This window comes from Intrasporangium sp. DVR, from assembly GCF_040365325.1.
Classification (GTDB): domain Bacteria; phylum Actinomycetota; class Actinomycetes; order Actinomycetales; family Dermatophilaceae; genus Intrasporangium.
In genome coordinates this window covers 58,296-78,008 of record NZ_BAABZW010000005.1, presented here as the reverse complement: position 1 = coordinate 78,008, position 19,713 = coordinate 58,296, and the positions used below count along the sequence as shown (strand labels likewise).

Here is a 19,713-nt window from a genome sequence, read left to right as displayed (position 1 = left end):
CAATCTGCGCAGCGGGTGAGAAGCCTCTCAGACCGTGGCCTCCCAGGGAGCCGGGGGGAGCCGAGAGGCGGGAGCCGCTCAGTCAGGACAGGACGGCCATGCGGTGGGCCGCTCGCGTCAGGGCGACGTACAGGACCCGAACTCCACCGGGGGACTCGCGGGCGATCTGGTCGGGGTCGACCACGACCACGGCGTCATACTCCAGGCCCTTCGTCGACATCGGGTCGACGACCTGGACACGACCCGCTCCCGAGCCGGCGAGCGGAGCCAGCCCAGCGGCATACGGCTCGGGGGTGACGACCGCGATCGACCCGGCCACCTGCTCGAGGAGCTCAGCGACCGCCTCCCGCACTGACGCGACCGGGTCCGGACCGAGCGGTCCCTCGACGACGTCGTGTCCCGTCTCGCGGACCGCGTTGGGGATGTCGGCGTCGGGCACCTGCCGGCGGACGATCTGGGCGGCATAGTCGAAGATCTCGCGCGCGTTGCGGTAGTTGGTGTCCATGTGGAACCGCTGGCGCGACTGCGTCCCCAACGCCTCGTCGCGAGCCGCTGCCGCCTCCTCGAGATCGGTCCACGAGGCCTGCGCGGCGTCGCCGACGACCGTCCAGGAGGCGTGCCGGCCGCGCCGCCCGACCATCCGCCACTGCATCGGGGACAGGTCCTGTGCCTCGTCGACGAGAACATGGGCGTACTCGTCCGGCTTGCCGACGCGGCCGGCGAGCAGGCGTCCGCGCGGGTCCTCGGCGATGACCTCGGCGCGGGTCTCGCGCGGGCCCGAGACGGGCTGCACCTCGGTGACGCCGTACTGGCTGAGGTCCTCGAGCTCCTCGATCTCGTAGAAGCCGCGCTCCTCCTTCGGAGCGTCCTGCACCGGCCCGAGCCGGCCGGCGAGGTCGTCGATGAGCGCGACGTCGGCCACCGACCAGGTGCCGGTCTCGAGGGCCGTGGCGAAGGACTCGGCGAGCAGGCCGGCCGACCTGTCGTCGAGGGACCCGCGGGCGTGGCGGCGGACCAGGTCGCGGTCGGTGAGCCAGAGCAGGACCTCGCGCGGGTCGACCTGCGGCCACCACGTCGCCATGAACGCCTCGACGTCGAGGTGGTCCTCCCACTTGTCGAGGAACTCCTGCTTGGCCTCACGGTCCCCGGTGATGCCCAGCGAGGCCCAGGCCGCCTCACCCAACGCGGCCTCCGCGGCCGCGGCTGCGAGGTTGCGCTGGTGCTGGCGCAGCACCTGCGCGCGGATCCGGTCGAGGACGCGGGCCTCGAGGCGCACGGCCCGCCCAGCGACGAAGGCACGGAACTCGGTCGGCCCCTCCGGGACGCGGCCCCGGGCGGCGTTGGCCAGCAGGGTGCGGATCCGGGTCGACCCCTTGAGCCGGGCGACCTCCGGCGGGTCGAGGCGCTCCGTGTCCACGGCGTCGACGACGTCGCCGAGGGCGCGGAGCGTCACCGACTCCTCACCGAGCGACGGCAGGACCCGCTCGATGTAGGCGGTGTAGGCGCCGGAGGGGCCGACGACGAGGATCCCGCCGGACTCGAAGCGGCGCCGCTCGGAGTAGAGCAGGTAGGCAGCGCGGTGCAGGGCGACCACCGTCTTGCCGGTCCCGGGGCCGCCGGTGATCTCGGTGATGCCACGCGCGCTGGCCCGGATCGCCTCGTCCTGGTGTGCCTGGATCGTCGCGACGATGTCACGCATCCGCTCGCCGCGAGAGCGGGTCAGCGCGGCCATGAGGGCACCGTCGCCGACGACGACGAGGTCGTCCGGGGCCTCGGGCACCATGAGGTCGTCCTCGACCCCGATGACCCGCGGGCCCTTGCTGCGCAGGACCCGGCGCCGGATGACACCCATCGGCTGCACGGGAGTGGCGCGGTAGAACGGCGAGGCAGCCGGGGCGCGCCAGTCGATGACGAGCGGCTCGTAGTCGTCGTCGCGCACTCCCAGGCGCCCGATGTAGCGGACCTCCCGGTCCTCGCTCGTGGCCGCGCTGCCCATGTCGTGGTCGATGTCGAGCCGGCCGAACACGAGGCCTTCGTACTGCGTGTCGAGCATGCTGCGCCGCCGGGCCGCGTGGAACATCAGGGCGTCGCGCTCGAAGAGACCCGCCCCCTCCGCGTCGCCCGTCTCGACGGACCGACCGAACTGGGTGCGCGCCAGGCCCTCGGCCTTGACCACGTCGGCGCGCAACCCGGCCTTCTCGAGCTCGGCGAAGACGCGGTCGACGTGCGACTGCTCGATCGCGATCTGTTGCGCGACGACGTCCGGGACGGCGCTGTCGTGGTCGGGCGCGCTGGCCGAACGGGTCTGGGCGGACGAAGAGCTCACTGCCATCCAATGGTTCAACGGGGCGCCCGGAGTGGGGGCGCGGGAACCATCAAGTCTACTGTCATGCCATGGCTGCCAACCGTTGCATCCCACCAACGGGTCACCCGCTCGTCGGCCGCGTCGTGCGACTCGACCTGATGCGGCCCGAGGACGCCGGCGGACTCTGGCCGGTCCACCGCGATCCGGTGGTCTACTCGCAGGGCTACCAGATGGCCCAACCGCCCGCGTCGATGGCGCAGCTCGAGGCCGTCGTGGCGGCCGCGATCGCCGCGCGGCAGCCGGACGGGACGGGTCGCACTGCCTACACGATCCGCCTCGTCGAGGACTCGGGGCTCGGCGCGGCCGGCACCGTGGTGGGCACCACCTCGTTGGGCGACGTCGACACGGAACGGGAGCACGTCCACCTCGGCTGGACGATGTACGGCTCACGCTGGTGGGGCACCGCCGTCAACCCGGAGGCGAAGTTCCTCCTGCTCGCCCACGCCTTCGAGACCTGCGGCTTCGGCCGGGTGAAGCTGCAGACCGACGTCGTCAACGCCCGGTCGCGGGCCGCCATCGTCAAGCTCGGAGCGACGTTCGAGGGGATCACCCGCCGCGACGTGCGCCGGCCGGACGGCAGCTGGCGCGACTCGGCGGTCCATTCGATCCTCGTCGACGAGTGGCCGCAGGTGCGCGCCGGACTGCGTCGTCGCCTCGGAGAGTGAGCCAATAGGCTGGCCGCCGTGAAGGTCCTCGTCCTCGGTTCCGGTGCCCGTGAGCACGCCCTCGTCAAGGCCATCGCGGCCGACCCGGAGGTGGACGCGGTCATCGCGGCGCCGGGCAACCCCGGCATCGACGCGACCGCGCTCTGCGTGCCCGTCGACATCCTCGACGGCGAGGCCGTCGCCGCGCTCGCGCGCGAGCACGACATCGACCTGGTCGTCGTCGGCCCGGAGGCGCCGCTCGTGGCAGGAGTGGCGGACGTATGCCGCTCAGCCGGCTTCGCGGTGTTCGGACCTTCCGCTGCGGCCGCGATGCTCGAGGGCAGCAAGTCCTTCGCCAAGGAGGTCATGGCGGCCGCCGAGGTGCCGACCGCCCTGGCCCACGTCTGCACGAGCCTGGACGAGGTGGCGTCCGCTCTCGACTCGCTCGGCACCCCGCACGTCGTCAAGGACGACGGACTCGCTGCGGGCAAGGGCGTCCTCGTCACCGACTCCCGCGAGGACGCGCTGCGCCACGCCGAGCGCTGCCTCGCCAAGGACGGTGGGCGCGTCGTCGTCGAGGAGTTCCTCGACGGCCCCGAGGTGTCGGTCTTCTGCATCTCCGACGGCACCCGGGTCGTGGCGCTCCTGCCGGCCCAGGACTTCAAACGGATCGGCGACGGTGACCTCGGCCCCAACACCGGCGGCATGGGGGCCTATGCCCCGCTCGACTGGGCACCCCGCGGTCTCGCCGACGAGATCATCGCCCGGGTCGCGCAGCCGACGATCGACGAGATGCACCGCCGCGGCACACCCTTCGTGGGGACGCTCTACGTCGGGCTGGCGCTCACGGCCCGTGGACCCAAGGTCATCGAGTTCAACGCCCGTTTCGGCGACCCCGACGGGCACGCGAGCTTCGCGCTGCTCGAGTCGCCCTTCGCCCAGCTGCTCTTCGCCGCGGCCACCGGCGAGCTGGAGGGCTTCGGCCGGCTGCGCTGGTCGGACGACCACGCGGTCGTCGTCGTCATCGCCTCCGACGGATACCCGGAGGCACCGCGGACCGGCGACCCCATCACCGGGCTCGACGCCGCCGCCGAGATCCCCGGGGTCGTCGTGCTGCACGCCGGCACGAAGCGCGACGAGACGGGCGCGCTCGTCTCAGCCGGGGGGCGCGTCCTCAACGTCCTCGCAGTGGCCAGCGACCTCACGAAGGCAAGGTCAGCGGCATACGACGCGGTGTCCCTCATCGAGCTCGCCGGAGCCCGCGTCCGCACCGACATCGCGCTCAAGGCGGAGCGCGGCCAACTTTCCGTCCGCTGACCCGAACCTGCCGGCCTCAGCCGGACTCTCCCAGGCATGAGCGTGATCCCCGTGATCCGAGGAGGGCCGAGGACGGTGCCGGACGACAGCCCGACCGACCGCGTGCTGTGGTCGCGGCTGGCCGACCGCGACGGCGCCGCGCTGACCGCGCTCTACCGACGGCACTGCGACGCCGTGTACAACTTCGCCTTCAGGCGCACGGCGTCCTGGGCGGCTGCAGAGGACGTCGTCCAGGCGACGTTCACCTCTGTGTGGCGCCGGGCCTGCGCCGGCACGGTCGACCGGCTGGAGGCGGAGACGGCACGGGCTGTGCTGCTCGTGATGGCGAGCCAGGAGTGCGCCAACCTCGCGCGCTCCGCTCGCCGGCGGTGGCTGCTCCAGGGACGCATCGAGGCGGACGCCGGCGGTGCTGTCGCCGCCGACCACGCCGGGGCCACCGCTGCACGCGTCGACGACGAACGACGCATGAGCGAGGTGCGCCGGGCGTTGGAGTGTCTGCCCCCGGTTCAGCGCGAGGCGATCGAGCTGGTCGTCTGGTCGCACTGTTCCATCGCCGAGGCAGCGGCCGCCCTCGGTGTGCCGCACGGGACCGTGAAGTCGCGCCTGCACCGCGCCCGGCAGAGCCTCACCCACCTGATCGAGATCGACGCCCTCAAGGAGGCCCTCTCATGACGCTGCCCATCCCCCCTGAGCGCGGCGTGCCCGATCGACTCAGCAGGTGGCAGGCTGTCCGCGTGACCGACCTTCCTCTTCACCTGCCCGGCTACGAGCACATCTACTCCGGCAAGGTCCGCGACCTCTATGCCCCCGTCGACGACGACGGCGCGCTGGTCCCCGACCAGCTCCTGCTCGTCGCGTCGAACCGGCTCTCGGCCTACGACTGGATGATGTCGCCGGAGATCCCCGACAAGGGCGCGGTGCTGACACGGCTGTCGTTGTGGTGGTTCGACCAGCTGTCCGACCTCGTCCCCAACCACGTGGTGTCGACCGACGTGCCGGCCGCCGTGGCCGGGCGGGCCGTGCTCGTGCGCAAGCTCGACATGCTCAAGGTCGAGGCGATCGCGCGGGCCTACCTCACCGGGGGCGGCCTGGAGGAGTACCGCGCCGCAGGCTCGGTCTCCGGAGTGGTGCTGCCCGAGAGGCTGGTTGACGGGTCGCGTCTGCCGGAGCCGGTCTTCACCCCCACGACGAAGGCGCCCGTCGGCGAGCACGACCTGCCGATGACCTACGCCGAGGTCGAGGCGGAGCTCGGCGCAGACGTCGCGGCTGAGGTGTCCCGACTGACCCGGGCGATCCTCGCGCGCGGCAACGAGATCGCCGCCGAGCGGGGGATCCTGATCGCCGACACGAAGGTCGAGTTCGGGGTGTCGCCGGACGGGTCCGGTGGGCTCGTCCTCGCCGACGAGGTGCTCACGCCGGACTCGTCCCGCTTCTGGCCCGCCGACCTCTGGGAACCGGGTCACCCGCAGCCGTCCTACGACAAGCAGTTCGTCCGCGACTGGCTGACGTCACCCGAGTCGGGCTGGTCCAAGACCAGTGGCGAGGCGCCGCCCGAGCTGCCGGCGCACGTCGTGGAGCAGACGCGGGCGAAGTACGTCGAGGCCTACGAGCGGCTCACCGGCGAGACCTTCTGAGGCGGTGCAGCGTGCGGGCCAGGGGCCACCGCTGATCGGGCCGGGGCTGGGTTCGTGGTGGGCGTGCGGGCCAGGGGCCACCGCTGATCGGGCCGGGGCTGGGTTCGTGGTGGGCGTGCGGGCCCGGGGCCACCGCTGATCGGGGCCGGGGCTGGGTTCGTGGTGGCGGTCAGGCCGGCTCCGCGACATCGCCCGGCCGGCCCGGGAAGTGCGCCCGCCACTCGTCGGACAGCCGGGGCACCGTCATCCCCTTGTCCCGCATCGCCGACATGATGCGTTGGAGCGTCTGACCCGGGGTGTTGTAGATGTCCTTGGACCGCACGATCACGAGGCGCCACTCCGTGCTGTCCATCCACTCGCGCCGGTCGATGTCACCGTCCCACTGCCGGTCCGACTCCGCGTGCTGGCGGCCGTCGTACTCGATGATGAGCTTGGCGTCGGGATAGCAGAGGTCGAACCGGAACCGCACCGAGCCGGTCGGCCAGCGAACCTTGTGGTTGATGGTCGGCTCGGGCAGCCCGGCCAGGACGATGAGCATCCGGGTGCGGCTCTCCATCGGCGAGTCGACCTCCGGCCGCACCAGGCTCGCGGCTCGGCGCAGCACCCGGCGGCCCCCGCCGCGAAAGCCCGCGGCAGCCTGGACCAGCTCCGCAGGAGTGGTCTGGCCGGCCTTGACGAGGGAGTCACCCAGCACGACGAGGTCGACGAGCCCGAGGTCGCTGCCGAGGTCGAGGAAGGTCTGCACGGCTGTCGTGACCCGGACCCCGTCGAGCTTGAGGCAGCGTTGACCGCCGACCTTGACCCGGTGCGCTCGAATGCCCTGCACCTTGGGTCGCGCAGCCGTGGTGGAGACATGGACCAGGCCGTCCTCGGGGACGACGCCGCCCCAGATCCGAGCGGCGGTGTGGTGCGAGACGGCCGAGTCGGCGGGGCTGACGAGCAAGGCCCCGGCGGCGCGGACCAGCTCGGTGACCTCGGTCTCGCGGTGGACGTAGACGCCGCGGAACAGCCTGCGGAACGGACCGCGCCGGAGGCTCCAGTCGGTGACGCCGAGCGGGTAGCTCCGTCTGGACACCTTCCGACCGGTCTGCTCGTCCTTCGTCGTCTGCACGGTGACGCGGAAGGGGGCGCGGGGTGGTTCGGGCGGGGTCGGCCTCGGTTCTGCGCGTGTCATGGTGCCGATCATCGAGGCGCGACGCCTGAGCGTGGGCCGGTCATCCACAGGCTCGGCTGGCCCGGCGGAGGAGGCGCCACCACGGATCGGACCGCGGTCCCGTTCGTGGCGGCGGTTCGGGCGATTCCCCACCACGGATCGGGCCCTGGCCCCATCCGTGGTGGGAGGGTGAACACGGCCCGGACCCGTGTGCGAGCCTTGGCCCCATGACGCCGCCCTCCAGCCCCACCGAACCCGTCAGCCCCTTCGAACCAGTCGAACCCACCCACCCCGCCGCACCAGCTCAGCCCGCCGGGTTCGCGCGCCTCAAGGTGCGCCAGAAGCTCACCCTCATGGTCAACCGCTACGAGGTGCTCCAGACCGACGAGGCCGGCAACGACCTCGGCCTGATCTGCTTCGCGGAGCAGAAGCGGATGGCCTTCAAGGAACAGGTCACCTTCCACACCGACGCGGCCAAGACGCACGCCCTGTTCGGCTTCAAGGCCCGCAAGGTCATCGACCTCGGCTCCGGCTACGACATCGTCGACGGCGCCGGACAGCCGATCGGGTGGTTCAAGAAGGAGTTCGCCGCGTCCCTCGCCCGGTCGACCTGGCGTCTCGGCACCCCTGACGGCTTCGAGTGCGTCGGGCAGGAGCGCAACGCCAAGGTGGCGGTGCTGCGTCGCGTCTGGGACTTCATCCCCCTGCTCAACGACCTGCCGGTGCCGTGGCTGTTCCACTTCGACTTCCGGGCGCCGGACGGCTCCATCGTGATGAGCTCGACGAAGAAGATCGACTTCAAGGACGTCTACTTCATCGACCTACCGGCGCAGCCGAACGGCTGGCGGCTGGACTGGCGGGTGGCGGCCGCGATGGCCGTCGCACTCGACGCACTCCAGTCGAGGTGACGGGGGCCAATCAATGGTGCCGATTCGTTCCACGGGACGTCGATCTCTCGTAATGTCGCGCGGAGAGCATGGAACGTCGGGAACCCGCAGTAGTTCGGCATCACCACTCAGGAAAGAAGCTCACATGACGCACCGCATCAGCCGCGTCGTCGCTGTCGGGGCAGCGGCGCTGCTGGGGGCGACGGCCCTTGCCGTCAGCCCTGCCCAGGCGAAGAACGACAAACCCAAGCCCAACCCGAGCGCCACCATGTCGGTGCAGCTCCTGTCGTTCAACGACTACCACGGCCACCTCGAGGCCAAGAACGGTGAGACAGGTCCGATCGGCGGCGTCGACGTCGGCGGTGCCGAGTACCTCGCCTCGACCCTGGCCACGCTGCGCGAGGGGCACCGCAACACCGCGACCGTCGCCGCGGGCGACCTGATCGGCGGTTCGACGTTCCTGTCCGGCATGTTCCACGACGAGCCGGCCGTCGAGACGCTCAACGCCATGGGCCTCGACGTGTCGAGCGTCGGCAACCACGAGTTCGACGAGGGCACCACGGAGCTGCTGCGCATGCAGGAGGGCGGCTGCCACCCGGACGACGGCTGCTACTTCCCGGAGGAGCCCTACGCGGGTGCCGACTTCCAGTGGCTCGCGGCCAACGTCATCCGCAAGGACAACGGCCAGCCGCTGCTGCCGGCGACGTGGGTCAAGGAGTTCGACGGGGTCAAGGTCGGCTTCATCGGCATGACGCTCGAGGCCACGCCGACCCTGGTCAGCCCGAAGGGCGTCGCCTCCGTCGACTTCAAGGACGAGGTGGAGACCGCCAACAAGCAGGCTGCCGTGCTGAAGAAGCAGGGCGTCGAGGCGATCGTCGTCCTCCTCCATGAGGGCGGCTACCAGGAGGGCACCTACAACGAGTGCAAGGGCATCACGGACCCGATCGTCCAGATCGCTGCGCAGCTCGACCCGGAGATCGACTCGGTCATCACCGGCCACACGCACCAGGCCTACATCTGCCAGATTCCGGACCCGGACGGCGTCAACCGTCTCGTCACCAGCGCGGCGTCCTACGGGCGCATCGTCACCGAGACCAGTCTCGTGATCGACCGTCGCAACAAGGACGTCGTCCGGGGCGCGTCGTCCGCGACGAACCACCTCGTGGCGCGTGCGGCCGTCCAGCCGGACGCCACCCAGACGGCGATCCTCGCCAAGTGGAACGAGCTCGCCGGGCCGATCAAGGGTGAGGTCGTCGGCTCCGTCAAGGAGGACATCACCGGTGACGCCACGGGCAACCGCGGCATCGAGACGCCGATGGCCGACCTCGTCGCCGACTCCATCCTCTGGGGCACCGACGACGCCAACGAGGGGGCCGCACAGATCTCCTTCATGAACGTCGGCGGCGTGCGCGGGTCGTTCCTCTACAACTCGACCCCGAACGGCGAGGCGCCGGGCGAGATCACCTATGAGGAGGCCTACCTCGTCGCGCCCTTCGGCAACCTGCTCGTGTCCATGGACCTGACGGGCGCGCAGATCAGGACGGTCCTCGAGCAGCAGTACCAGCCGGTGCCGGCTCGTGGATCCCGCCCGATGCTCGCACTCGGTGTGTCCGAGGGCTTCACCTACGAGTGGGACGCCTCCCAGCCGCAGGGCAGCCGGGTCGTCAACGGGTCGATGGCGCTCAACGGTGTGCCGCTCGACCTCAACGCCACCTACCGCGTGTCGACGCTGAACTTCCTCGCTGACGGCGGTGACCTGTTCACCGGCTTCACCGCGGGGACCAACATCGCCGGCGGTCCCGAGGACCTGGCCAACCTGGTCGCGTTCCTCAAGGCGAACCCGGGCCTCACCGCTCCGGGCAGCCGCATCGCCGGCCTGTGACAGCAGCCTGACCAACGCACACGTGAGGGCCACTCCCGCTCGGGGGTGGCCCTCACGTCGTGCCCGGACGAGCGGCCGTATGCCGCTGGGCTCGCTCCCGGGACCCCGTGGCCACCCGCTCCTCCTCCGTGGCCGCTGCGGACGAAGGCCGGGGGCACGCGGCGTCGACCGGTAACCTTGACCCGGCAGTCCGCCCTTGCCACCCCTCGCACCATCGGGAGACCGCACGCCATGGCCTCGTCGCACGACCTCGTGCTGACCACCGTCCCGGGCGGCAGCGCCCTCTCTCCGTTCCGTGCCGCGGCGCTGCTCGTCCGGCTCCAGGCGGTGGTCCCGTCGGTGACCGGGCTGTCGGCCCGGCACGTGCACCAGGTGGCGAGCCACGGCCCGCTCGACGAGGCGACCCTCGAGACGGTGACCCGCCTGCTGACCTACGGCCCGCCGGCCGGTCCGGAGCCGAAGGGTGCGCACCTGTCGACCGTCGTCGTCTCTCCGCGACTCGGCACCCTGTCGCCGTGGGCGTCCAAGGCGACCGACATCGCGCACAACTGCGGCGTCGACGTCCGCCGCGTCGAGCGCGTCACCGAGTACCACCTCGCCTCCTCCGCCGCGCTGACCGAGGACGAGTGGGCGGCCGCCGCCGAGGTCCTGCACGACCGGATGACCGAGTCGGCGCTGCCGTCGGTCGAGGCGACCCAGTCCCTCCTCGAGGAGCGGTTCCCCGAGCCGATGGAGCACGTCGACGTGCTCGGCCGGGGTCGCGACGCGATCGAGGAGGCCGACGCGGCCTACGGCCTGGCGCTCGCCGAGGACGAGATCGACTACCTCGTCGACGCGTTCACCGGGCTGCGTCGCAACCCGACGGACGTCGAGCTGATGATGTTCGCCCAGGCGAACTCCGAGCACTGCCGCCACAAGATCTTCAACGCCGACTTCATCGTCGACGGTGACGTCAAGGCGCGGTCGCTCTTCGGGATGATCCGTCACACCGAGGCGGTCGCGGGGGCCGGGACGATCGTCGCCTACAAGGACAACGCCTCCGTGATGGCGGGCGGCCCGGTGACCCGGTGGATCCCCGAAGGCGAGGGGGACGGCCCGAGCCGCTACGTCGCCCGCGACGACGAGGTCCACGTCATCATGAAGGTCGAGACCCACAACCACCCGACGGCGATCAGCCCCTTCCCCGGTGCCGCGACCGGCGCCGGCGGCGAGATCCGCGACGAGGGCGCGACCGGTCGGGGCAGCCAGCCGAAGGCCGGGCTGACCGGCTTCGCCGTGTCCAACCTCCACCTGCCCGGCACGGAGGAGCCGTGGGAGCGGGAGGTCTACGGCGCCCCGGAGCACATCGCCTCGCCGCTCGAGATCATGGTCGAGGGGCCGATCGGCGCCGCCGCGTTCAACAACGAGTTCGGGCGACCGGGGCTCGGCGGCTTCTTCCGCGTCTACGAGCAGACCGTCGACGGGGTGCGCCGCGGCTTCCACAAGCCGATCATGAGCGCCGGCGGGCTCGGCTCGATCAGCGCCGACCAGACCGAGAAGATCGTCTTCCCGGCCGGGACCCTCCTCGTCCAGCTCGGCGGCCCGGGGATGCGGATCGGCATGGGTGGCGGTGCGGCCTCGTCGATGGCCTCCGGCGCCAACGCGGCCGAGCTCGACTTCGACTCGGTGCAGCGCGGCAACCCCGAGATCGAGCGCCGCGCCCAGGAGGTGATCAACCACTGCTGGAAGCTCGGCCCCGACAACCCGATCCTCGCCATCCACGACGTCGGCGCGGGTGGTCTGTCCAACGCCTTCCCCGAGCTCGTCGACGGCGCCGGCCTCGGCGCCCGCTTCGACCTGTCGGCGGTGCCGCTCGAGGAGTCCGGTCTCGCGCCCAAGGAGATCTGGTGCAACGAGAGCCAGGAGCGCTACGTCCTGGCCATCGCCCCCGAGTCGCTGCCCCGACTCGCGGCGCTCGCGGACCGGGAGCGCTGCCCGTATGCCGTGGTCGGCGTCGCCAGCGAGGACGCCCAGCTCGTCCTGGCGCCGTCCTCCGAGGACCGTCCCGACGACGACCGACCCATCGACATGCCGATGGAGGTGCTGCTCGGCAAGCCGCCGCGGATGACGCGCGACGTCACCCGGGTGACGCGAGTCGGGGACGAGCTCGACGTCGATGCGCTGGAGCTGGGCTCAGCGGCATACGGGGTCCTGCGTCATCCCACGGTCGCGTCCAAGCGCTTCCTCGTGACGATCGCCGACCGCACGGTCGGTGGCCTCAGCCACCGCGACCAGATGGTCGGTCCTTGGCAGGTGCCGGTGGCCGACGTCGCAGTGACCTTGTCCGACCACGTGGGTTTCGCCGGGCAGGCCATGGCGACCGGGGAGCGGATGCCGCTCGCGTCCGTCGACGCGCCGGCCTCGGGCCGGATGGCCGTCGGTGAGGCACTGACCAACCTCCTCGCCGCTCCCTTGCGGGGGCTGGCCGGCGTCAAGCTCTCGTGCAACTGGATGGCTGCGTGTGGCGAGCCCGGTGAGGACGCGGCTCTCTACGACACCGTCGAGGCGGTCGCCATCGAGCTCTGCCCCGCCCTCGGCATCTCGGTGCCCGTCGGCAAGGACTCGCTGTCGATGCGCACCCGGTGGACCGACGACTCGACGGGCGAGGACAGGCAGGTGACCTCCCCGGTCTCCCTCGTCGTCTCCGCGTTCGCGTCGCTGCCCGACGTGCGCGCCACGTGGACCCCGCAGCTGCCCGGCGGGGATGCACCGGCCGAGCTCCTGCTCGTCGACCTCGGCGCCGGCCGCAACCGCCTCGGGGGCTCGATCCTCGCGCAGGTCTCCGGCGCCTTCGGGACCGAGGTGCCCGATCTCGACGACCCCGCTCGGCTCACCGCTCTGGCAGCAGCCCTGGACGACCTGCGCGGCCGAGACATCCGGGTCGCCTACCACGACCGTTCCGACGGTGGTCTGTGGGCCGCTGCGTGCGAGATGGCCTTCGCGAGCGCGGCGGGCCTCGACCTCGAGGTCCCGTCCGTGCCGGCGTTGTTCGCCGAGGAGCTCGGTGTCGTCCTCGGCGTCGCCGCCACCGACGTGGCGACCGTGCACGACGTGCTCGCAGCCCACGGTCTCGGTGACCTCGTGTCCGTCGTCGGCCGCGCCAACGGCGACCGGCGAGTCCGCGTCACCATGGCCGGCGAGCGCGCACTCGACGAGAGCGTCCGCGACCTGGCCGAGGCATGGGACGAGGTGTCCTGGCGGATCTCGGCACTGCGCGACAACCCGGCCTGCGCCGACGAGGAGCACGCCGCATTCGGCGCCGACGACGACCCCGGGCTCGTGGTCGCCCCGACGTTCGACCCGACGGACGACGTCGCCGCGCCCTACCTCAGCCTCGGGGCGCGCCCGAAGGTCGCCATCCTCCGCGAGCAGGGCGTCAACAGCCACGTCGAGACCGCCTTCGCCTTCGACCGCGCGGGCTTCGAGACCTATGACGTGCACATGACCGACCTGCAGACCGGGCGGTTCGACCTCGCCGACGTCGTCGGCCTCGTCGCCTGCGGCGGCTTCTCCTACGGCGACACGCTCGGCGCCGGTGAGGGCTGGGCGCGGTCGGTGCTCTTCAACGAGCGCCTCACCGAGGACTTCCACGCCTTCTTCCACCGCGATGACACGTTCGGGCTCGGCATCTGCAACGGGTGCCAGATGTTCGCGGCCCTGTCCGAGCTGATCCCGGGCGCCGGGGCCTGGCCGCGCTTCACGCGCAACCGCTCCGAGCAGTACGAAGCCCGCCTCACGCTCGTCGAGGTCCTCGACTCACCGTCGATCTTCACCGCCGGCATGGCCGGCAGCCGCATCCCGATCGCCGTCGCCCACGGCGAGGGACTCGCCGACTTCTCGGTGAGCGGAGCCTCGGGTGAGGTGCATCGGGTGGCCCGCTTCGTCGACCACCACGGGGCGCCCGCGGTGACCTACCCGCACAACCCGAACGGCTCGCCCGACGGGTTGACGGCGGTCACCACGCCCGACGGACGGTTCACCGCGATGATGCCGCACCCGGAGCGGGTCGTCCGCAACGTCCAGATGTCGTGGACTTCCGGGTCGGCCGAGGACGAGAGCCCGTGGCTGAGGATGTTCCGCAACGCGCGGGTCTGGGTCGGCTGAGTCCACGACCTGGGGGCCGTATGCCGCTGGGCTCGGTCCCGGGGACCGAGTTCCCTTGGTCGAGTGTGTGGTTCGTGACCGCCCGGCGCCCGACCGCCACCGGCCCGGGGGATGGATCAGCGGGTCGTGCTGAGGCCGCCGCGGCGTCACCGCGTCGCGAACTGCTCTTTCGATCCGCTGCGCCCGCCTGCGCACGGGTGGCTCCGAACTGCTTGTCGCGCCTGTCGACTGGCCGGACAATCGATGGATGTTCATCGATGGCGTGCCCGAGGGCGACGCGCAGGGCGACGTCGCCGACTACTACGAGTCGCAGCGGGCCATGTGGGGCTTCCTGCCCAACTACGCAGCGGCCTTCTCGCACCGGCCCGAGGTGGCACAGGCCTGGGCAGGGCTGAACCTCGCGATTCGGGGCGGCATGGACCGCAGGCGCTACGAGCTGGCCACCATCGCGGCCGCTCGGGCGCGGCGCTCGACCTACTGCACCGTCGCGCACTCGATGTTCCTCCGAGACGTGTGCGGCGACGAGGCGGCGGTCCGGTCGATCGCTGACCATCCGGACGGCGCGGGGCTCTCCGCGCAGGACCGGGCGGTGTACGAGTTCGCCACGGACGTCGCGGTCGACGCCTCCCGGATCACCGAGCGGGACGTCCGACGGTTGCGAGACGTCGGGCTGTCCGACTCCGACATCGCGGATGTCGTGTTCGCCGTATCGGCGAGGTGCTTCTTCGCGACGGTCCTTGACGGGCTGGGCGCCGAGCTGGACCCCGAGACGGCTGCGGCCTTCTCCCCGGACCTGCTCGGCTCGATGCTGGTCGGCCGACCGGTGGCAGGACCTGCTCAGTCGACGGAGGACACGGGCTCCTAGCTCCTGGAGCAAGGCGCCTCATGCAGCCAGTCCACGAAACGTCCACCAGGGGTGCACGTCGAGTCCGAGGATGGCGGCGCACCTGGTCCGACGCTTGACCCATGCAGCCGACCACCACCACGCAGCCGCCTCGACCGCCGGACGAGGTGAACCACCCTGACCGAGCCCCCTGGGTTGAGGCCAGTGCCGGCGCGGTCGCCATGACGCCCCTCGTCGTGGGATACGCGCCGTTCGCGCTCATCGTCGGCGTCGCGGTGGCGAGGAGCTCGGACTGGGTCGCGGCCTGGACCGGCACACTGACGATCTACGGCGGGAGCGCCCAGCTCACCCTGTTGGAGCTCCTCGCCGGCGGTGCTGCGGCATGGGCGGCGGCAGGAGCGGCTGCGCTCATCAACGTCCGCCTTCTCGTCTTCAGCCTCGCGCTGGTGCCGCTCTTCGCCACGGCCCGGCTGCCCGTGCGGCTGCTCGCGGCCGCCTTCGTCGTCGAGCCGACGTGGCTGGTGGCCCTGCAGCGGGGCGAGGTGCCGGGGACCCTGTCGGCCCGACGGTGGCACTACGCCGGGGCCTCGCTGGTGCTCACCGTCGGTTGGCTCCTCTTCGTGACAGCCGGCCTGGCCATCGGCCAGCTGAGCAGCCCGGGCCTCGCGATGGTCGGCCCGCTCTGCCTCACCGCAGTGGTGATCCCGCATCGACGACTCCCGGGGGGAGCGGTGGCCGTCGTCGCCGCGGGCTCGGTCGCACTGGTCGGCGCGGGCGCCTCCCTCCCAGCCGGGCTCATCGCGCCGATCGCCATGGCTGCCGCAGCCGCTGCGGGGCTGGCCGCCACACGTGGTGGTTCGTGATGTCGGTCTGGGTCGCCGTTCTGGTCGGTGGTGCGGCTAGCTACCAGCTGCGGGTCCTGCCTCTGCTCATCGGCGAGCGCGTCCACCTCTCCGACCGGACGCAGGCCGGCCTGCGGCACGCGGGAATGGGGGCGATCACCGCGCTCCTCGTCCTGGGCATCCTGGCGACCCTCCGGCCTGCCGCTGGTCTTCCCGTCCCCGCGGTCGTGGTCGCACTCGTCGTGGCAGTCGCCTGTGCGTGGCTGGGTCGCTCGATGCTCACCACGGTCCTCGTCGGCGCCGGGGCCTATGCGTCCGTAGCCCTGCTCATCGCCGTCGGCGGCCACTGAGGACCAGAAGCCAGTCGAGTGCGCAGTTCGAGTGCCGCCCGGCGCGGCACCTTGTGCACACTCGACCGGGACCGAGCCCAGCGGCATACGGGCTCGATGGACGGAACCCCCTTGACTCCCCGGGTTAGCGTGAAGGAGTGACTCACCCTCCTGCGATCACCACCCTGGGCGCCCTACGGGCCTCGGGCCACGAGCAGAAGCACCTCAAGGCCGAGCTGCGCGACAACCTCCTCGCCGCGTTGCGCGAGGGACGTGACCCGTGGCCCGGTCTGCACGGCTTCGCCGACACCGTCATCCCGCAGCTCGAGCGGGCCATCATCGCCGGGCACGACGTCGTGCTGCTCGGGGAGCGGGGCCAGGGCAAGACGCGGCTGCTGCGCACTCTCGTCGGGCTCCTCGACGAGTGGACGCCCGTGATCGAGGGCGCCGAGCTCGGGGAGCATCCCTACGAGCCGATCACCCCGGCCTCCAGACGCCGGGCGGCCGAGCTGGGCGACGACCTGCCGGTGGCCTGGCGGCACCGCGACGAGCGCTACGCGGAGAAGCTCGCCACCCCCGACACGTCCGTGGCCGACCTGGTCGGTGACGTGGACCCGATGAAGGTCGCCGAGGGACGGCTGCTCGGTGATCCGGAGACGATCCACTTCGGCCTCATCCCGCGCAGCCACCGCGGCATCGTCGCGATCAACGAGCTGCCCGACCTCGCCGAGCGCATCCAGGTCGCGATGCTCAACGTCATGGAGGAGCGCGACATCCAGATCCGCGGCTACGTCCTGCGGCTGCCCCTCGACGTCCTGGTCGTCGCGAGCGCCAACCCGGAGGACTACACCAACCGCGGGCGGATCATCACCCCCCTCAAGGACCGCTTCGGCGCGGAGATCCGGACGCACTACCCGGTGGCGATCGAGGACGAGATCGCCGTCATCCGGCAGGAGTCGCGGCTCCAGGCGGACGTGCCGGACGTCCTCGTCGAGGTGCTGGCGCGGTTCGCGCGGCTCCTGCGGGAGTCGAGTGCGGTGGACCAGCGGTCCGGCGTGAGCGCGCGCTTCGCCATCGCGGCAGCCGAGACGATCGCTGCGGCGGCCCGGCACCGCGCCGCGACGCAGGGCGAGGACGACGCCGTCGCACGGGTCGTCGACCTGGACGGCGCGGTCGACGTCCTCGGGGGCAAGGTCGAGTTCGAGACCGGTGAGGAGGGCCGCGAGCGCGACATCCTCACCCACCTGCTCCGCACAGCGGTGGCCGAGACCGTGGCCCGGCACTTCCGGGGGATCGACTTCGCGCTGCTCGTCGAGGCGATCGAGGGTGGTGCGCTCGTGTCGACGGGCGAGCAGGTGTCCGCACGGGCGTTCCTGGCCGGGCTGCCAGTGCTCGGTGAGTCGGAGCTCTACGACGAGGTGTGCGACCGGCTGGACGCGGCCAACGACGGCGAGCGGGCGAGCGCCATCGAGGTGGCCCTCGAGGGGCTCTACCTGGCCCGCAAGATCAGCAAGGAGACGAGCGGCGGGGAGACGGTGTACGGATGAGCCGGACGCGCTACGGGCGCTACGTCGACGGACCAGACCCGCTGGCGCCGCCGGTCGACCTCGCCGAGGCCCTCGAGGCGATCGGCGAGGAGGTCATGTCCGGCCGGTCTCCCGAGCGGGCCATGCGCGAGTTCCTCCGCCGCGGCGGGCGCGGGCAGCAGGGCCTCGACGACCTGGCGCGACGCGTGGCTGAACGCCGCCGCGACCTGCTGGAGCGGCACCGCCTGGACGGCACGATGCAGCAGGTGAAGGAGCTGCTCGACAAGGCCGTCCTGGCCGAGCGCAAGCAGCTGGCCCGCGACCTCGACGACGAGGCCCGTTTCGCGGAGATGCGCCTCGGCAACCTCCCGCCGTCCACGGCGGCGGCCGTCACCGAGCTGTCGGACTATCCGTGGCGCTCGTCGGACGCGCGAGAGGCCTACGAGGAGATCAAGGACCTGCTCGGCAGGGAGCTGCTCGACCAGCGCTTCGCCGGGATGAAGCAGGCCCTCGAGAACGCCACCGACGAGGACCGGCGGCGCATCAACGAGATGCTCGACGACCTCAACAGCCTCCTCGAGGCCCACCGCAGCGGGGCGCCGAGGGACACGCTCGACGAGATGTTCCGGGACTTCATGGCCAAGCACGGCGACTTCTTCCCGGAGCAGCCGCAGAGCCTCGACGAGCTCCTCGACGCCCTCGCCCAGCGCGCCGCGGCCGCCCAGCGGATGCTGAACTCGATGTCGCAGGAGCAGCGTGAGGAGCTCCTCTCGCTCTCGCAGCAGGCCTTCGGCTCGCCGCAGCTGATGGACCAGCTGGGCCGCCTCGACGAGAACCTCCGGGCGCTGCGGCCAGGGGAGGACTGGGGCGGGAGCGAGTCCTTCGAGGGCGAGCAGGGGCTCGGCCTCGGCGACGGCACCGGCGTGCTCCAGGACCTCGCCGACCTCGACGACCTCGCCGAGGCGCTCGCCCAGTCGTACGACGGTGCCCGGCTCGACGACGTCGACCTCGACCAGCTGGCCCGCCAGCTGGGACCCGAGGCAGTCGTCGACGCGCGCACCCTCGCCGAGCTGGAGCGCGCCCTGCGTCAGAGTGGCTACCTCCGGCGCACCTCCGATGGGCAGCTGACCCTCTCGCCCAAGGCGATGCGCCAGCTCGGCAAGGCCCTGCTCCGTGACGTCGCCGACCGGATGTCCGCCCGCCCGGGCCAGCGCGACCAGCGGCAGGCCGGTGCTGCGGGCGAGCTGTCCGGTGCGAGCCGCGAGTGGGAGTTCGGCGACACCCAGCCGTGGGACGTCACCCGCACGGTCACCAACGCCGTCCTCCGCTCGGCCTCGGGTGGGGCCGCCGACCCAGCCGGCGCGGCAGGCGAGGGGCGCCGCGGCAGCCGGCCCAGCGGCATACGGCTCGACCTGCGGGACGTGGAGGTCGCGGAGACGGAGTCGCGCACCCGCGCCGCGGTGGCGCTCCTCGCCGACACGTCGTTCTCGATGGCGATGGACGGGCGGTGGGTGCCGATGAAGCGCACCGCCCTCGCCCTGCACCACCTGGTCCGGACCCGGTTCCGCGGCGACCACCTGGAGCTGATCGGCTTCGGCCGAACGGCTCGAACGATGGACATCGAGGAGCTGACCGCTCTGGATGCCCTGTGGGACAAGGGAACCAACCTGCATCACGCTCTACTGCTCGCCAACCGGCACTTCCGCAGGCACCCCAGCGCCCAGCCGGTCCTGCTCGTCGTCACCGACGGCGAGCCGACCTCGCACCTGACGTCGTCGGGCGAGACGTGGTTCAGCTACCCGCCGTCCTCGCTCACCATCGCGTGCACGATCCGCGAGCTCGAGGCAGCCGGTCGGCTGGGAGCCCGGACGACCTTCTTCCGGCTCGGTGAGGATCCCGGCCTCGCCCGTTTCGTCGACCAGATGGCGCGCCGGGTGGACGGCCGAGTGGTGGCGCCCGAGGTCGACGACCTCGGTGCCGCGGTCGTCAGCAGCTACCTCGGTGACCGGGGTCCGTCGGCCTACGGCGGCCCGGGCGGCTACCAGTCGATGTGGGGCTGGGGCGAGCGCGGCGGCTGGGTCTGAGGGCCCGCCGAGACGCGAGAGGCCGTATGCCGCTGAGCCGGACCAGCGGCACACGGCCCCGTC

At 71.8% G+C, this 19,713-nt stretch carries 14 protein-coding genes; 12 read left to right on the top strand and 2 right to left on the bottom strand.

Annotation, left to right across the window (positions count from 1 at the left end; all coding sequences use genetic code 11):
- Positions 1 to 82: 82 nt before the first annotated feature.
- Positions 83 to 2,332: a HelD family protein gene (locus ABWV20_RS04955; protein WP_353353716.1), complete on the bottom strand. Its 2,250-nt coding sequence runs from the start codon at positions 2,330 to 2,332 to the stop codon at positions 83 to 85.
- 62 nt (positions 2,333 to 2,394) lie between these two features.
- Here ABWV20_RS04955 and ABWV20_RS04950 point away from each other — a divergent pair, with 62 nt between their 5' ends.
- The 4 genes from ABWV20_RS04950 to ABWV20_RS04935 are packed head-to-tail and all read left to right on the top strand — an operon-like array spanning position 2,395 to position 5,960.
- Positions 2,395 to 3,030 carry a GNAT family N-acetyltransferase gene (locus ABWV20_RS04950; RefSeq protein WP_353353715.1) on the top strand — a complete coding sequence of 212 codons (636 nt, stop codon included), beginning with the start codon at positions 2,395 to 2,397 and terminating at the stop codon, positions 3,028 to 3,030.
- 18 nt (positions 3,031 to 3,048) lie between these two features.
- Positions 3,049 to 4,326 (top strand): phosphoribosylamine--glycine ligase, encoded by a 1,278-nt coding sequence (gene purD, locus ABWV20_RS04945; protein WP_353353714.1) that lies wholly within the window; start codon positions 3,049 to 3,051, stop codon positions 4,324 to 4,326.
- 36 nt (positions 4,327 to 4,362) lie between these two features.
- Entirely contained in the window at positions 4,363 to 4,998 is a 636-nt protein-coding gene (locus ABWV20_RS04940; protein ID WP_353353713.1) for an RNA polymerase sigma factor, read from the top strand.
- The gene (locus ABWV20_RS04935; protein ID WP_353353712.1) at positions 4,995 to 5,960 is read left to right on the top strand and encodes a phosphoribosylaminoimidazolesuccinocarboxamide synthase; all 966 of its coding nucleotides are present in this window, start codon (positions 4,995 to 4,997) and stop codon (positions 5,958 to 5,960) included. The genes ABWV20_RS04940 and ABWV20_RS04935 overlap by 4 nt, the downstream gene beginning before the upstream one ends.
- A 169-nt stretch (positions 5,961 to 6,129) precedes the next feature.
- On the opposite strand, the gene ABWV20_RS04930 is transcribed toward ABWV20_RS04935, so the two are convergent.
- Positions 6,130 to 7,134: a DUF559 domain-containing protein gene (locus ABWV20_RS04930; protein WP_353353711.1), complete on the bottom strand. Its 1,005-nt coding sequence runs from the start codon at positions 7,132 to 7,134 to the stop codon at positions 6,130 to 6,132.
- A 206-nt stretch (positions 7,135 to 7,340) separates the two neighbouring features.
- On the opposite strand from ABWV20_RS04930, the gene ABWV20_RS04925 reads away from it, so the two are divergent.
- The 8 genes from ABWV20_RS04925 (at position 7,341) to ABWV20_RS04890 (ending at position 19,650) form a co-directional block, all read left to right on the top strand.
- On the top strand, positions 7,341 to 8,021 hold the full coding sequence (locus ABWV20_RS04925; RefSeq protein WP_353353710.1) for an LURP-one-related family protein: 681 nt from the start codon (positions 7,341 to 7,343) through the stop codon (positions 8,019 to 8,021).
- A gap of 124 nt (positions 8,022 to 8,145) precedes the next feature.
- A complete protein-coding gene (locus ABWV20_RS04920) occupies positions 8,146 to 9,882 on the top strand; it encodes a bifunctional metallophosphatase/5'-nucleotidase (RefSeq protein ID WP_353353709.1) in 1,737 nt (578 codons plus the stop codon).
- A gap of 231 nt (positions 9,883 to 10,113) precedes the next feature.
- Positions 10,114 to 14,025: a phosphoribosylformylglycinamidine synthase gene (gene purL / locus ABWV20_RS04915; RefSeq protein WP_353353708.1), complete on the top strand. Its 3,912-nt coding sequence runs from the start codon at positions 10,114 to 10,116 to the stop codon at positions 14,023 to 14,025.
- A gap of 247 nt (positions 14,026 to 14,272) precedes the next feature.
- The gene (locus ABWV20_RS04910) at positions 14,273 to 14,890 is read left to right on the top strand and encodes a carboxymuconolactone decarboxylase family protein (RefSeq protein WP_353353707.1); all 618 of its coding nucleotides are present in this window, start codon (positions 14,273 to 14,275) and stop codon (positions 14,888 to 14,890) included.
- Between the two features lie 101 nt (positions 14,891 to 14,991).
- A complete protein-coding gene (locus tag ABWV20_RS04905) occupies positions 14,992 to 15,732 on the top strand; it encodes an AzlC family ABC transporter permease (RefSeq protein ID WP_353353706.1) in 741 nt (246 codons plus the stop codon).
- A complete protein-coding gene (locus ABWV20_RS04900) occupies positions 15,732 to 16,061 on the top strand; it encodes an AzlD domain-containing protein (protein WP_353353705.1) in 330 nt (109 codons plus the stop codon). The genes ABWV20_RS04905 and ABWV20_RS04900 overlap by 1 nt, the downstream gene beginning before the upstream one ends.
- A 137-nt stretch (positions 16,062 to 16,198) precedes the next feature.
- Positions 16,199 to 17,587, top strand: coding sequence for a MoxR family ATPase (locus tag ABWV20_RS04895; RefSeq protein WP_353353704.1), 1,389 nt, complete (start codon positions 16,199 to 16,201; stop codon positions 17,585 to 17,587).
- Positions 17,584 to 19,650, top strand: coding sequence for a VWA domain-containing protein (locus tag ABWV20_RS04890; RefSeq protein WP_353353703.1), 2,067 nt, complete (start codon positions 17,584 to 17,586; stop codon positions 19,648 to 19,650). Before ABWV20_RS04895 ends, ABWV20_RS04890 begins: the two co-directional genes overlap by 4 nt.
- The last annotated feature ends 63 nt before the right edge of the window (positions 19,651 to 19,713 follow it).